Annotated in this window: 13 protein-coding genes; 11 read left to right on the top strand and 2 right to left on the bottom strand. The window is 66.7% G+C overall.

Annotation, left to right across the window (positions count from 1 at the left end):
• Positions 1-2 precede the first annotated feature (2 nt).
• Entirely contained in the window at positions 3-398 is a 396-nt protein-coding gene (locus tag H6935_04225; protein ID MCP5277553.1) for a hypothetical protein, read from the bottom strand.
• A 180-nt stretch (positions 399-578) separates the two neighbouring features.
• On the opposite strand from H6935_04225, the gene H6935_04220 reads away from it, so the two are divergent.
• Both H6935_04220 and H6935_04215 read left to right on the top strand, forming a co-directional pair.
• The gene (locus H6935_04220; GenBank protein ID MCP5277552.1) at positions 579-1,289 is read left to right on the top strand and encodes a response regulator; all 711 of its coding nucleotides are present in this window, start codon (positions 579-581) and stop codon (positions 1,287-1,289) included.
• A gap of 16 nt (positions 1,290-1,305) precedes the next feature.
• The gene (locus H6935_04215) at positions 1,306-2,610 is read left to right on the top strand and encodes a HAMP domain-containing protein (GenBank protein ID MCP5277551.1); all 1,305 of its coding nucleotides are present in this window, start codon (positions 1,306-1,308) and stop codon (positions 2,608-2,610) included.
• On the opposite strand, the gene H6935_04210 is transcribed toward H6935_04215, so the two are convergent.
• A complete protein-coding gene (locus H6935_04210) occupies positions 2,591-2,746 on the bottom strand; it encodes a hypothetical protein (GenBank protein MCP5277550.1) in 156 nt (51 codons plus the stop codon). The genes H6935_04215 and H6935_04210 overlap by 20 nt on opposite strands.
• A 272-nt stretch (positions 2,747-3,018) precedes the next feature.
• On the opposite strand from H6935_04210, the gene glyQ reads away from it, so the two are divergent.
• From glyQ to H6935_04165, 9 genes are all read left to right on the top strand, one after another.
• Entirely contained in the window at positions 3,019-3,933 is a 915-nt protein-coding gene (glyQ, locus tag H6935_04205) for a glycine--tRNA ligase subunit alpha (protein ID MCP5277549.1), read from the top strand.
• 2 nt (positions 3,934-3,935) lie between these two features.
• Positions 3,936-6,107 carry a glycine--tRNA ligase subunit beta gene (locus H6935_04200; protein ID MCP5277548.1) on the top strand — a complete coding sequence of 724 codons (2,172 nt, stop codon included), beginning with the start codon at positions 3,936-3,938 and terminating at the stop codon, positions 6,105-6,107.
• Positions 6,108-6,126: 19 nt separating this feature from the next.
• Positions 6,127-7,374, top strand: coding sequence for a GGDEF domain-containing protein (locus H6935_04195; protein ID MCP5277547.1), 1,248 nt, complete (start codon positions 6,127-6,129; stop codon positions 7,372-7,374).
• 41 nt (positions 7,375-7,415) lie between these two features.
• Positions 7,416-7,958: a D-glycero-beta-D-manno-heptose 1,7-bisphosphate 7-phosphatase gene (gene gmhB, locus H6935_04190; GenBank protein MCP5277546.1), complete on the top strand. Its 543-nt coding sequence runs from the start codon at positions 7,416-7,418 to the stop codon at positions 7,956-7,958.
• 12 nt (positions 7,959-7,970) lie between these two features.
• On the top strand, positions 7,971-8,672 hold the full coding sequence (locus tag H6935_04185) for a 1-acyl-sn-glycerol-3-phosphate acyltransferase (protein MCP5277545.1): 702 nt from the start codon (positions 7,971-7,973) through the stop codon (positions 8,670-8,672).
• Positions 8,673-8,739: 67 nt separating this feature from the next.
• Positions 8,740-9,513 (top strand): fumarate reductase cytochrome b subunit, encoded by a 774-nt coding sequence (locus tag H6935_04180; protein MCP5277544.1) that lies wholly within the window; start codon positions 8,740-8,742, stop codon positions 9,511-9,513.
• Complete coding sequence (locus tag H6935_04175; protein ID MCP5277543.1) at positions 9,510-11,483, top strand: fumarate reductase flavoprotein subunit; 1,974 nt, start codon at positions 9,510-9,512, stop codon at positions 11,481-11,483. The genes H6935_04180 and H6935_04175 overlap by 4 nt, the downstream gene beginning before the upstream one ends.
• Positions 11,480-12,199: a fumarate reductase iron-sulfur subunit gene (locus H6935_04170; protein ID MCP5277542.1), complete on the top strand. Its 720-nt coding sequence runs from the start codon at positions 11,480-11,482 to the stop codon at positions 12,197-12,199. Before H6935_04175 ends, H6935_04170 begins: the two co-directional genes overlap by 4 nt.
• A gap of 7 nt (positions 12,200-12,206) precedes the next feature.
• Positions 12,207-12,914, top strand: coding sequence for a M48 family metallopeptidase (locus tag H6935_04165; protein ID MCP5277541.1), 708 nt, complete (start codon positions 12,207-12,209; stop codon positions 12,912-12,914).
• Positions 12,915-12,919 lie beyond the last annotated feature (5 nt).

Below are 12,919 nucleotides of genomic sequence, written 5' to 3'. Positions count from 1 at the left end.
ATTCAGCGCCGGCCCCGACCGCGCCGTTCGTTGCCGAAACCGCCCCGATTGGCGTCATACTGCTCATCCTCGTAGCGGCGTTGTTCGTAGCCCGTGCCGAAGCCGTGTTCCTGCCAGCGTTCATACATCCGCTCGCCCATCCGCTCGCCCATCTCCATGCCCCGGGGGTCGAACTGCTCGGGAGGCATGCGGCGCAGGCGCTCCTGGAATTTGCGGCGCAGATCGGCACGCTCCTCGGGGCTTGCCTGTTCCCAACGCTCCCGCATGGCCCGGCGCTCTTCCTGGCTCATCTGGGCCACCAGGGGCAGGGGCTGGCCGAACACACCGCCAAGATCCTTGGCGGCGGCCGGCAAGGCCAGCAGGGCCAACAGAAAGGGCATCAGGGTTCTGCTTTTCATGGTGAATCTCCTTTTCACGTTTCCCATGCTAGGGGATGGCGGTAACACCTGGGTTTCCGGATGGGATAAATTTGTTTCAAAGTGTTTCGGGAACTGTACCGTCCCGCCTTGGCTCCCTGGCCTGGGCCGCCAAGGGCGTCCTGGAACAGGGGCGTGACCCGAAAGGATGTTCGAGTGGCAATGGAAGAAAACCCAAGAGTGCTGGTGGTGGATGACGACGCGGGCATCCGCGACCTGCTGGCCGATTACCTGGCCAAGCAGGGCATGACCGTGAAGACGGCCCGGGACGGCAAGGAGATGGACGAACGCCTCGGCGGGTTCGTGCCGGACCTGGTGGTCATGGACCTGATGATGCCAGGCGAGGACGGCCTGTCCCTCACTCGTCGCCTCAAGGCGGACCGCAACGTGCCGGTGATCATGCTCTCCGCCCGGGGGGAAGACATCGATCGCATCGTGGGCCTGGAGGTGGGGGCGGACGACTACCTGCCCAAGCCCTTCAATCCCCGGGAACTGCTGGCCCGAATACGCGCCGTATTGCGCCGCGGCGGGGGCGGGCAGGGGGGCCAGGAGCAGGGCGAAGTGGTCCGCTTCGGCGTCTTCTCCCTGGACCTGGCTTCCCAGGCCCTGTCCCGGGAAGGCGTGGACATTCCCCTTACCCAGGCGGAATTCACCCTGCTCAAGATTTTTGTGGAACACCCCAACCGGGCCCTGTCCCGGGACCAGATCATGGACTGGCTCAAGGGCTTCGAGCGTGACCCATTCGACCGCTCCATCGACGTGCGGGTGACCCGCCTGCGCAAGAAGATCGAGGAGGATCCTGCCAACCCGGCCTACATCCGCACCGTGTGGGGCCAGGGTTATCTCTTCGCGCCCAAGGGCAAGGCCGGGTGAACTCCGCTTGAACCCGATCCGCCGCCTGCTGCCCCGCAGCCTGTTCGGCCGCACCGCGGCGGGCCTGCTCCTGGCCTTCCTGGTGTTCGAGGCCATCGCCTTCGCCGTGGTGTGGCACATGGTGGTGCGGCCCCTGGCGGAGCGCTCCGCCGACGACCTGGCGGCAAAGATCGTGCTGGCGGCCAAGACCTGGGTGGAACTGCCCCCGGAAACCCGGGCTGACTACGAAATGGAACTCTCCTTCCGCCACAACCTGGAACTGGGAGAAGTCAGGGAACGGCTGCCAAAGCCCGCCCCCACGGGGTTCTTCCAGGACCTGCTCCAGACCGCGTTGAGCCAACGGTCCGGCCAGTCCATCCAGCTGAAGCAGGGGCCGGACGCGGACTGGGACTGGCTGGAGATCCAGGTGGCGGACAAGCTGCTGCGGGTGGGCTTCGACCGGGAGCGCTATGTCCTGGCTGCTCCCCTGGCGGCGGTGGGCATCTTCATCCTGGGGGCGGCCCTCACGGTGCTCACCGCCTTGCTCATGGCGCGCCAGGTGAGCCGCCGCCTGGGACGATTGGCGGACCTGGCCCATGAAGTGGGCCAGGGGCGCTCCCCCCTGCGCCTGCCTGAAACGGGGTCCAGGGAACTGGTGGAACTCACTGCCGCCTTCAACCGTATGGTGGGGGAGGTCCAGGCCCTGCTGGAAAACCGTACCGTGCTGCTGTCCGGCATCTCCCATGACTTGCGCACCCCCATCACCCGCCTCAGGTTGGCCTTGTCCATGCTGGACGATGCCGATCCGGATATGGTGGCACGCATGGAGCGGGACCTGGCGGAGATGAACCAGCTCATCGGCGACATGCTCACCTTTGCCCGTGCCCTCCAGGCCGACGAACGCCTGGGCTGGGACCTGAACCAGATGCTGACCGGCCTGGCGGAACAGGCGTCGCGCCTGGGACCGGTGGAATGGACCCCGGGTGATGCGTGCGTGGTCAAGGGGGGAGAGGCAGCCGCGCGCCGTGTTCTGGGCAATTTCCTCGACAATGCAAGGCGCTATGGCGGGGATCTGCCCGTGACCCTGGAACTGTCCTGCACGGACGAGGAGGCGGTGGTGCGGGTATCTGACCGGGGACCCGGCATTCCACCGGACCAGCGTGAGGCGGTCTTCCGCCCCTTCTTCCGGCTGGAGAGTTCCCGGGGCAAGGAAGGTGGCGGCAGCGGCCTGGGTCTTGCCATCGCCCGCCAGCTGGCGGATGCCCATGGCTGGGGCATCCAGCTGGCGGAACGGGAAGGGGGCGGGCTGCAGGCTTCCCTGGTTATTTCCCGTGGTACCTGAACACCATCACTTCCAGGCTCAGGAAGGAGAGACTGGTGATGGACAGATGTCGGGTATGGGTACGGATGACGTGGCGAGCATTGTCTGCCGCGCGTCGGATACGAATGGTGAGGCTGGGTGTGATGGTGAGTGTCATGCTGTCCTCCGTCTGTTCTCGATATGTCTCTTGCAAAGGACATGCCCGGGCTCATAACGGAGCAAAGCGCACAACCATCGGGCTTGCGGGGGTGCCACTGCCCACGGGCCAGGCAAATTCCTGGCGAAACATCAAACGCCCTGACAGGTTTTCGACAGGGCGCCCGGTGCATTTAACCACCCCGGCCCGGCAGGGCCAGGGCCGCCTGGAAATGGCGGCGGGGTGACCTGAACGGGTAAAATCATTCACCTTTAGCCCAGCCCTTCGATCCCATGCCCGCGTTCCAGGACATCATCCTCACCCTCCAGAAGTTCTGGGGGGAGCAAGGCTGCGTCATCCTCCAGCCCTACGATCTCGAAGTGGGTGCCGGCACCAGCCACACCGCCACGTTCCTGCGCTCCCTGGGGCCGGAACCCTGGAAGGCCGCCTATGTGCAGCCCAGCCGCCGGCCCAAGGACGGCCGCTACGGCGAGAACCCCAACCGCCTGCAGCACTATTACCAGTTCCAGGTGGTGCTGAAGCCCGCCCCGGAGAACATCCTGGAGCTCTACCTTGGCTCCCTGGAGGCCCTTGGCTTCGACCTGAAGCAGAACGACATCCGCTTCGTGGAGGACGACTGGGAAAACCCCACCCTGGGGGCCTGGGGTCTGGGCTGGGAAGTCTGGCTAAACGGCATGGAGGTCACCCAGTTCACCTATTTCCAGCAGGTGGGCGGCATCGACTGCAAGCCCATCACCGGCGAGATCACCTACGGCCTGGAGCGCCTGGCCATGTACCTGCAGGGGGTGGAGAACGTGTTTGACCTGGAATACGCCCCCGGCGTCAGCTACGGCGACGTGTTCCACCAGAACGAGGTGGAGCAGTCCACCTACAACTTCGAACACAGCGACGTGGAATTCCTCCTCACCGCCTTCAACGCCCACGAAAAACAGGCCAAACATCTCATGGACAGCCAGCTGGCCCTGCCCGCCTATGAACAGGTGCTGAAAGCCGCCCACACCTTCAACCTGCTGGATGCCCGGGGCGCCATCTCCGTCACCGAGCGGGCCGCGTATATCGGCCGCATCCGCAACCTGGCCCGGGCCGTGGCCCAGAGCTACATGGATTCCCGGGCCCGCCTGGGCTTCCCCATGGCCCCCAGGGCCTGGGCCGACGAGGTCCTGGCCAGGATGGAGAAGGTGGCCTGATCATGACGACCAAGAACCTGCTGGTGGAACTATTCACCGAGGAACTGCCGCCCAAGGCCCTGAAGAAGCTGGGGGAGTCCTTCTCATCCACACTGTTCGAATCCCTCCGGGCCCAGGGCCTGACGGGGGCCGACAGCGCATCCACGCCTTTTGCCTCGCCCCGCCGCCTGGCTGTGCATGTGAGCCAGGTGGCCGGTCGGGCTGCCGACAGGCCGGTGTCCCATAAGCTAATGCCTGTCAGCGTGGGCCTCACGTCCGACGGCCTGGCCTCCCCGGCCCTGCTGAAGAAGCTGGGCGCCCTGGGTCTGGACGCCGCCGTGGTGCCCCAGCTCAAGCGCGCCCCGGACGGCAAGGCGGAGGCCCTGTTCTTCGATACCGTGGTGGCCGGCGCCGCCCTGGCCGACGGTCTGCAGAAGGCCCTGGAAGAGGCCCTGGCCAAGCTGCCCATTCCCAAGGTCATGACCTACCAGTTGGGTGAGGGTAGCGAGCAGCCGGGCTGGAGCACGGTGAACTTCGTGCGCCCCGCCCACGGCCTGGTGGCCCTGCACGGCACCGACGTGGTGCCCATTTCCGTGTTGGGCCTCTCGGCCGGGCGGCAGACCCAGGGCCACCGCTTCGAGGCCGCCAGCCCTACGGTGACCATCAATGACGCGGACAGCTACGCGGCCCAGATGGAGGCCGAAGGGGCGGTCATCCCCGGTTTCGACCGGCGCCGCGCAGAGATCGTCAGGCAGCTTCAGGCCGCGGCGGAAATGATCGGCGGCGGGGAGGCGGGCAAATTCAGGCCCATCGAGGACGATGCCCTGCTGGACGAGGTCACAGCCCTGGTGGAGCGGCCCAACGTGCTGGCCTGCCAGTTCGAGCCCGAGTTTCTGGCGGTTCCCCAGGAATGCCTCATCCTCACCATGAAGGCCAACCAGAAGTATTTCCCCCTGCTGGATGCCGAAGGCCGCCTCACCAACCGGTTCCTCATCGTCTCCAACATCCGACCCGCTGATCCCTCCCAGGTCATCGGCGGCAACGAGCGGGTGGTGCGACCCCGCCTGGCGGACGCCAAGTTCTTCTTCGACCAGGACCGCAAGCGGCCCCTGGCAAGCCGGGTGGAGAAGCTGGACCACGTGGTCTACCACAACAAGCTGGGCAGCCAGGGGGCACGCATCAAGCGCCTGATGAAGCTTGCCGGTGCCATTGCCCAGGGACTGGGGGCCGACGCGGCCCTGGCCGCCCGGGCGGCGCAACTGGCCAAGGCCGACCTGGTGACCGACATGGTGGGGGAGTTCCCCGAGCTGCAGGGCATCATGGGCCGCTACTACGCCCTCCACGACGGCGAGGACGTGCGGGTGGCGGAGGCCATCGCTGACCACTACAGGCCCCGCTTCGCCGGCGACGGGCTGGCCGCCGACAACGTCGGCCTCGCCGTGGCCCTGGCGGAGCGTCTGGACAGCCTGGTGGGCATCTTCGGCATCGGTCTCATTCCCACCGGCGACAAGGATCCCTTTGCCCTGCGCCGGGCCGCCCTGGGCGTGCTGCGCATGCTCATGGAAAAGGTGCTGCCCCTGGACCTGATGCACCTGCTGGAGAAGACCAAGTCCGGATTCGACCCGGAGCAGCTTTCAGCCAGCGTGGTGGTGGATGTGTTCCGCTTCATGCAGGACCGCCTGCGGGTCTACCTGCGGGAGCAGGGCGGGGCCGTGGACCAGGTGGAAGCGGTGGTGGCCCAGGCCCCCACCCGCATCGACCGGGTGCCCCTCCGCCTGGAGGCCGTGGCCCAGTTCCGCCAGTTGCCCGAGGCGGAGGCCCTGGCCGCCGCCAACAAGCGCATCCAGAACATCCTGCGCAAGGCGGAGCAGGCCGGCGAAGGCATCAGGCCGGAGCCCGACGCCGCCCTGCTGACGGAGGACGCCGAAAGGGTGCTGTTCCAGGCGGTGGATGCGGTGTCCCTGCCGGTGGAGACGGCGCTGGAGAGCCTGGACTACACCGGGGCCCTGAAGCAGCTGGCCACCCTGAAGGCTCCCGTGGACCGCTTCTTCGACGAGGTCATGGTCATGGCCGAGGAGCCCCTGGTACGGGCCAACCGTCTGGCACTCCTGGCCCGCCTGGGCGGCCTGATGAACTGCGTGGCAGACATAAGCCAACTGAGCAGTCAACTCGGCAGCCAGGCGGGCAGCAAGTAATCCTTGCACCGGGACCGGCATGCCAGGCCAGATCCAGGACCCGACCCGGTACGAGTTATCCCCAGTCACCGGGGAATTCCGCGACCTGGCCACGGAGGTGGCGTTCCGCGAATACATCCATCCCAGTTGGGTGCGGGACACTCGTCGGGCCTTCGTCATGGCGGCGTTGTTTTACCTGGCCTTCGCCTTTACCGACTACCTCCTGCTGGGGGCCAGCACCGAGTATGAGATCCTGCTGCTTACCCGCCTGGTGGTGGCCGGCTTTGGCCTGCTCGTCGCCTTCACCGCGGAACGCTACTGGCGACTGTTGGTGGACGGCATCACCCCTACCCTGGTGCTGGGTCTGGCCATGGCGGGCTACCTTTCCATCACCTTGCTGCGGCCCCTCGAGGCGGGCTGGCACGCCATGGGCATGATGGTCATGCTGCTGGGCACCTACGCCTTCATCCCCAACCGTTTCCTGCCCATCATGACCATCGCCCTCTCCAGTACGGTGGCGTTCTTCATCCTGCTGGCAGACCACTTCGAGCTCCCGTTCAATCAGATGCTTGTGATGGGGTTGCTGTTCCTTGGCATGAATGTCTTCGGCGCCTATTCTGCCTACCGCATCAGCCGCCTTATCCGGGAGAACTTCCGGGATGCCCAGATCCTGCGCCAGGCCAACCAGCGCCTGACTGAGGAGGTGGCGGCTCGCAAGCAGCTGGAACTGGAACTGTTGGCCCAGGTGCACCATGACGATCTGACGGGGGTGACCAACCGGCGACGTTTCCATGAGGTGATGCGGCAGCGGATGCGCCAGGCGGAAACCACGGGCCGACCCATGAGCCTGATGCTGCTGGACGTGGACTACTTCAAGCAGATCAACGACACCTACGGCCACCAGCGCGGAGACGAGGTGTTGAAGGCCCTGGTGCGTGTCTGCCAGGACCACATGGGGGAAGGGGAAATACTGGCCAGGGTAGGGGGAGAAGAGTTTGCACTGCTGATGCCGGACCTGGATCTGGAGACGGCCTGCCAGCTGGCGGAGCAGATCCGCAGCGCTGTGTGGCGATCCCCCGTATCCATGGCCGACCTGGCTATCCATGTCGCCGTCAGCATCGGGGTGGTGCAGTGGGACGCCGCGGAGGGCCAGGCCGCTTTTCTCGGTCGCGCCGACCAGGCACTCCAGGCCGCCAAGTACAACGGCCGCAACCGGGTTGAAACCCATCCGCCCGCAGCGCCCCAGTCACCCCTTTCCACGGCCGCTCCCAGGCGCGAAAATGCATGAGCATTCGGAATGAATCACGGTCCTGAAATGAGGGGACGACCATGAAATGCGTCATCCTGGATCGGGACGGGGTCATCAACTTCGACTCCGACCAGTTCATCAAGAACCCGGACGAATGGAAACCCATCCCCGGCAGCCTGGAAGCTATTGCCCGCCTGAACCAGGCAGGTTTCCGGGTGGTGGTGGCTTCGAACCAGTCCGGCGTGGGCCGGGGCCTGTTCGACATGGCCACCCTCAACGCCATCCATGCCAAGATGCACAAGTTGGCAGTGTTGGCCGGAGGCCGCATAGATGCCATCTTCTTCTGTCCCCACGCGGCCGATGCCAAATGCGCCTGCCGTAAGCCCAGGACGGGCTTGTTCCTGGAAATTGGCAGCCGCCTGCATATCGACCTGAAGGGCGTGTTCGCGGTGGGTGATGCGCTGCGGGACGTGGAGGTGGCCCTGGCAGTGGGGGCCAGGCCCATCCTGGTGCGCACCGGCAAGGGCGTGCGAACCCTGGAAGGGGGGCAACTGCCGGAGGAAGTGCCGGTGTACGACAATCTCCTGCAGGCCGCCCAGGCCATCATAGAAGCCGCCATCTGACCTTTTCCGACGATGCACCTGATCCGTTCCGTACTGTTCCTGCTGCTGCAGATACTCATCACGGTCCCTTTCGGCCTGGTGGCGGTATTTCTGTTGCCCCTGCCCAGGTTGCCCCGCTACCGCTTCATCACCCTCTGGGGCCGCATCGTCATTTTCCTTGCCAGGTGGGTGCTGGGCATCCGCCACCGCGTCATCGGCCTGGAGCACCTGCCCAAGGAGCCGGCCGTGGTGCTGGCCAAGCACCAGTCCGCCTGGGAGACCATCGCCTTCCAGCAGATATTCCCGCCCATTTCCTTCGTGCTGAAGAAGTCCCTCCTGCACATTCCATTCTTCGGCTGGGGTTTGGCGGCCTTCAGCCCCATCGCCATCGACCGGGCCGCAGGCCGGGAGGCCCTGAAGCAGATCGAGGCCCAGGGCAAGGAGCGCCTGGGACAGGGCTTCTGGGTACTGGTGTTTCCCGAGGGCACCCGGGTGTCGCCGGGAGATGTGGGCAATTACCAGATCGGCGGTGCCTGGGTGGCGGCCAAGGCCGGCGCCCCGGTGGTGCCCGTGGCCCACAATGCTGGGCGCCTGTGGCCCAAGAACGCCTTCATCAAGCATCCGGGGGAAATCACCGTGGTGATCGGACCAACCATTCCCACGGCCGGCCGCAAGGCCTCGGAGGTGCTGGCGGAAACCCGGCAATGGATCGAAACCACCATGGCGGGCCTCTGAGCCCGGGAGACGACCAGGATCCCCCTTCCTCCTGTTTTTCCACGGCGTAACCTCCAACAAGAACATCATGTCCAGCACGCCCCCCCTCATCGCCAGTGCAGCCGCCTCCGGCCCTCGACCCATCGGCCCCTGGCCCGCCCGCCTGGATATGCTCCAGAGCGCCACCGGTCTGGTGCTGGCCCTGTTCATGTGGCTGCACATGTTCTTCGTGTCCTCCATCCTCCTGGGCAAGGACGCCATGTGGGCCGTGGCCCGCTTCTTCGAAGGCTACTTCTTCTTCGGCCAGCCGCTGCCCTGGCTGGTGTCCCTGTTCGTGGCCGCGATATTCGCCCTGTTCGTGGCCCATGCCTGGCTGGCCCTGCGCAAGTTCCCCACCCACTGGCGCCAGCACGCGGCCTACTGGAGCCACATGGGGGCCATGCGGCATGAGGACACCACCCTCTGGTTCTTCCAGGTCATCACCGGTTTCGCCATGTTCTTCCTGGCGCCGGTGCACCTGTATCTCATGCTCACCCACCCGGAGCTGATCGGCCCCTACGCCTCCGCCGATCGGGTCTGGAGCGGGCGCATGTGGCCCCTGTACCTGGTGTTGCTGTTCATGGTGGAACTCCACGGCGGCATCGGCCTGTATCGCCTGGCGGTGAAGTGGGGCTGGCCCGCTCACGCCGATCCCCGCCGGGCCCGGCGCCGGCTGAAGACCCTGAAATGGAGTCTCACTGCCTTCTTCCTGGCCCTGGGCCTGCTGACCCTGGCCGCCTACATCAAGCTGGGCATGGAACATGCGCCCCATGCGGGGGAACGCTACACGCCCGCCTGGGCCCAGCCGGAGGCCACGCCATGAAGCTGATCCATACCGACGTGCTGGTGATCGGCGGCGGCCTGGCGGGCCTGCGCACCGCCGTGGCGGCGAAGCGCCGGGGCCTGGAGCCCCTCATCCTCTCCCTGGTGCCCGCCAAGCGCTCCCACTCCGTGGCGGCCCAGGGTGGCATGCAGGCCAGCCTGGCCAACTGCATCAAGGGGGAGGGGGACAACGAGGACGTCCACTTCGAGGACACGGTGCGGGGCTCCGACTGGGGCTGCGACCAGGTGGTGGCGCGCATGTTCGCCCACATGGCCCCCAAGGCCATCCGCGAGCTGGCGGCCTGGGGCGTGGCCTGGAACCGGGTGCGCAAGGGAGACCACGAAGCGGTCATCAACGGCCAGCGGGTGACCCTGACGGAACGGGAGGCGGCCCATGGCCTCATCACCGCCCGGGACTTCGGCGGCACCAAGAAATGGCGCACCTGCCACACTTCCGACGGCACCGGCCACGCCATGCTCTACACCCTGTCGGACCGGGCCATCGCCGAGGCCATCCCGGTGCACGAGCGCATGGAGGCCCTGCGCCTCATCCATGACGGCCAGCGCTGCCACGGCGCCGTGGCGCGGGACCTGGTCACGGGCGAGCTGACGGCCTACCTGGCCAGCGCCACCGTGGTCGCCACCGGCGGCTACGGGCGCATCTACGGCGTTTCCACCAACGCCCTGATCAACGAAGGCATGGGCGCGGCCCTGGCCCTGGAAACCGGCGTGGCCCGCCTGGGCAACATGGAGGCGGTGCAGTTCCACCCCACCGCCATCGTCCCCGCCGGCATCCTGGTGACCGAGGGCTGCCGGGGCGACGGCGGCCTGCTCAAGGACGCCAATGGCCATCGCTTCATGCCCGACTACGAGCCGGAGAAGAAGGAACTGGCCTCCCGGGACGTGGTGTCCCGGCGCATGGCGGAGCACATGCGCCAGGGCAAGGGCGTCCAGTCGCCCTACGGCGACCACCTGTGGCTGGACATCACCGGCCTGGGCCGGGCCCATATCGACAAGAACCTGCGGGAGGTCCAGGACATCTGCCGTTACTTCCTGGGCATCGACCCGGCCAAGGACCTCATCCCCGTGCGACCCACCCAGCACTATTCCATGGGCGGCATCCGCACCGACCACCGGGGCGAATCCCCCTGGCTCCACGGCCTGTTCGCCTGCGGCGAGGCGGCCTGCTGGGACATGCACGGCTTCAACCGGCTGGGGGGCAACTCCGTGGCGGAGACCGTGGTGGCGGGCATGCTGGTGGGGGAGTACGTGGCCGACTACTGCCAGTCCCCGGCCGGCGGCCAGGAACTGTCCACCACCCTGGCCCGGGACTGCCTCCGCCGTGAGCAGGCCGGGCTCCAGGCCCTGCTGGACCGCCCCGGCCAGGAAGACGCCGTGGCCATCCGCCGGCGCATGGAGGCCATCATGACGGACAAGGTGGGACTGTTCCGCAATGGTCCTGACCTGGAGGCCGCCGTGGCGGAACTGGCGGAACTGCTGGTCCGCAGCCAGGGGGTGGGGGTACGTAGCGGGGGCCTGGACGCCAACCCGGAACTGGTGCTGGCCTACCGCCTGCCGCGCATGCTCAAGGTGGCCCTCACCGTGGCCCTGGGGGCCCGAAACCGCACCGAAAGCCGGGGCGCCCACTTCCGGGAGGACTTCCCAGCCCGGGACGACCGGGACTGGCTCAAGCGCACCCTGGCTTGCTGGCCGGAGGGGGAGGCCCAGCCCAGCCTGGATTACGAGGCCCTGGACGTGCAGTTGATGGAACTCCCTCCCGGTTTCCGCGGCTATGGTGTGAAGAACATCATCGAGCATCCCGCCACTGCCCACCGTCAGGCCCAGGTGGATGAACTGCGGGAGGCCACCCTGGACCGGCACAAGCTCCAGTCCGCCCTGCTGCCTTTCAAGCAATTGCTGCCCGAACGCTACCGGGGTCGTAATGCCCGCCTGGATGAGCCTCTGCCATGACCCGACATATCCAATTCGACATCTTCCGGCACAACCCCCGGGACCCGGCCAGCCAACCCCGCATGCAGCGCTATGAGGTGGAAGAGACGCCGGGCATGACCCTGTTCATCGCCCTCACCCGCATCCGGGAGGAGATGGACCCTTCACTGAACTTTGATTTCGTCTGCCGGGCGGGGGTATGCGGCTCCTGTGCCATGGTCATCAATGGCAGGCCTGGCCTGGCCTGCCGTACCCTGACCAGCGCCTACGCAGACACCATCAAGCTCCATCCGCTGCCGGGCTTCGAGTTGATCGGCGATCTGTCGGTGAACACGGGCAAATGGATGCGGGACATGAGCGAACGGCTGAAGGCCTGGGTCCACCTCCAGGGCGAACCAAACCTGGACGCCCTCGAAGCGCCCATGGAGCCGGAGCTGGCGGAGGCCATCTACGAACTGGACCGCTGCGTCGAATGCGGCTGCTGCGTGGCCGGCTGCGGTACCGCCCGGATGCGGCCCGAGTTCGTGGGAGCCGTGGGCCTCAACAAGATCGCCCGGTTCCGCCTGGACCCCCGGGACGGCCGGACCGACGAGGCGTTCTACGAGGTGGTGGGGGACGAGAACGGCGTGTTCGGCTGCATGAGCCTGCTGGGCTGCCACGACGTCTGTCCCAAGGAATTGCCCCTGCAGACCCAGATCGCCTACCTGCGCCGGGCCATGGCCCGGCTGGGACTGTAAGCCCGCCGTGGCCCGCCTGCGGGACAGCCAGGAGAGCTTGCCCCTGGAAGGCGAGGAAGTGGCGTTCCTGCTGCGCCGGAGTCGGCGCCGCCGCACCCTGGGCCTGCGCGTGAGCGACACAGGCCAGGTGGTGGTGAACGCCCCCCACTACGTTGCCCTGGCCGACATCCACCGTTTCCTGCATAAGCACGGGGACTGGCTGCGTCGCCAGCGCTGCGAAGCCCGGGCCAGGACTTTCGCCTGGGAAGAGGGCGCCTGCCTGCCCTGGCTGGGGGAGAGTCTCACCCTGGTGCTGGTGCCCCGGCCTGGCCGGCCGGCCCTGCGCCGGGTGGAATCCCAGCTCGTCTGTGCCGCACCCCCGGACCAGGTTCCGGCCGCCCTGGTGGGCTGGTACCAGCGCCAGGCCCGGTCCCTGCTGGTTGAGCGCCTGGCCACGCACGCCGCCCGGGCAGGGCTGACCCCGCCGCTCCTGCGCCTGTCCAATGCCCGTACCCGCTGGGGCAGCCTGTCGCCCAAGGGGGTGGTGAGCCTCAACTGGCGCCTGATCAAGGCCTCCCCGGAGGAAATCGACTACGTCATTTGCCATGAACTGGCCCATTTCCGCCAACGCAACCATTCCCCCGCCTTCTGGCGGGAGGTGGAGGCCCTGTTTCCGGCATGGAAGACGGTGCGTCGCAGATTGCGGGAAAATGGACGTCAGTATTTCCAATTTTGAGACTA

This window comes from Thiobacillus sp., assembly GCA_024235835.1.
GTDB lineage: Bacteria > Pseudomonadota > Gammaproteobacteria > Burkholderiales > Thiobacillaceae > PFJX01.
Note: the sequence above shows the minus strand (reverse complement) of the source record. Positions and strands in the feature narration are given on the sequence as shown.

Excerpts from the sequence above, each read along its gene's own strand:
- H6935_04210 (MCP5277550.1), bottom strand. The coding sequence starts at position 2,746 with ATGACACTCACCATCACACCCAGCCTCACCATTCGTATCCGACGCGCG.
- glyQ (MCP5277549.1), top strand. The coding sequence starts at position 3,019 with ATGCCCGCGTTCCAGGACATCATCCTCACCCTCCAGAAGTTCTGGGGG.
- H6935_04170 (MCP5277542.1), top strand. The coding sequence starts at position 11,480 with ATGACCCGACATATCCAATTCGACATCTTCCGGCACAACCCCCGGGAC.
- H6935_04225 (MCP5277553.1), bottom strand. The coding sequence starts at position 398 with ATGAAAAGCAGAACCCTGATGCCCTTTCTGTTGGCCCTGCTGGCCTTG.
- gmhB (MCP5277546.1), top strand. The coding sequence starts at position 7,416 with ATGAAATGCGTCATCCTGGATCGGGACGGGGTCATCAACTTCGACTCC.
- H6935_04185 (MCP5277545.1), top strand. The coding sequence starts at position 7,971 with ATGCACCTGATCCGTTCCGTACTGTTCCTGCTGCTGCAGATACTCATC.
- H6935_04175 (MCP5277543.1), top strand. The coding sequence starts at position 9,510 with ATGAAGCTGATCCATACCGACGTGCTGGTGATCGGCGGCGGCCTGGCG.
- H6935_04195 (MCP5277547.1), top strand. The coding sequence starts at position 6,127 with ATGCCAGGCCAGATCCAGGACCCGACCCGGTACGAGTTATCCCCAGTC.
- H6935_04180 (MCP5277544.1), top strand. The coding sequence starts at position 8,740 with ATGTCCAGCACGCCCCCCCTCATCGCCAGTGCAGCCGCCTCCGGCCCT.
- H6935_04200 (MCP5277548.1), top strand. The coding sequence starts at position 3,936 with ATGACGACCAAGAACCTGCTGGTGGAACTATTCACCGAGGAACTGCCG.
- H6935_04220 (MCP5277552.1), top strand. The coding sequence starts at position 579 with ATGGAAGAAAACCCAAGAGTGCTGGTGGTGGATGACGACGCGGGCATC.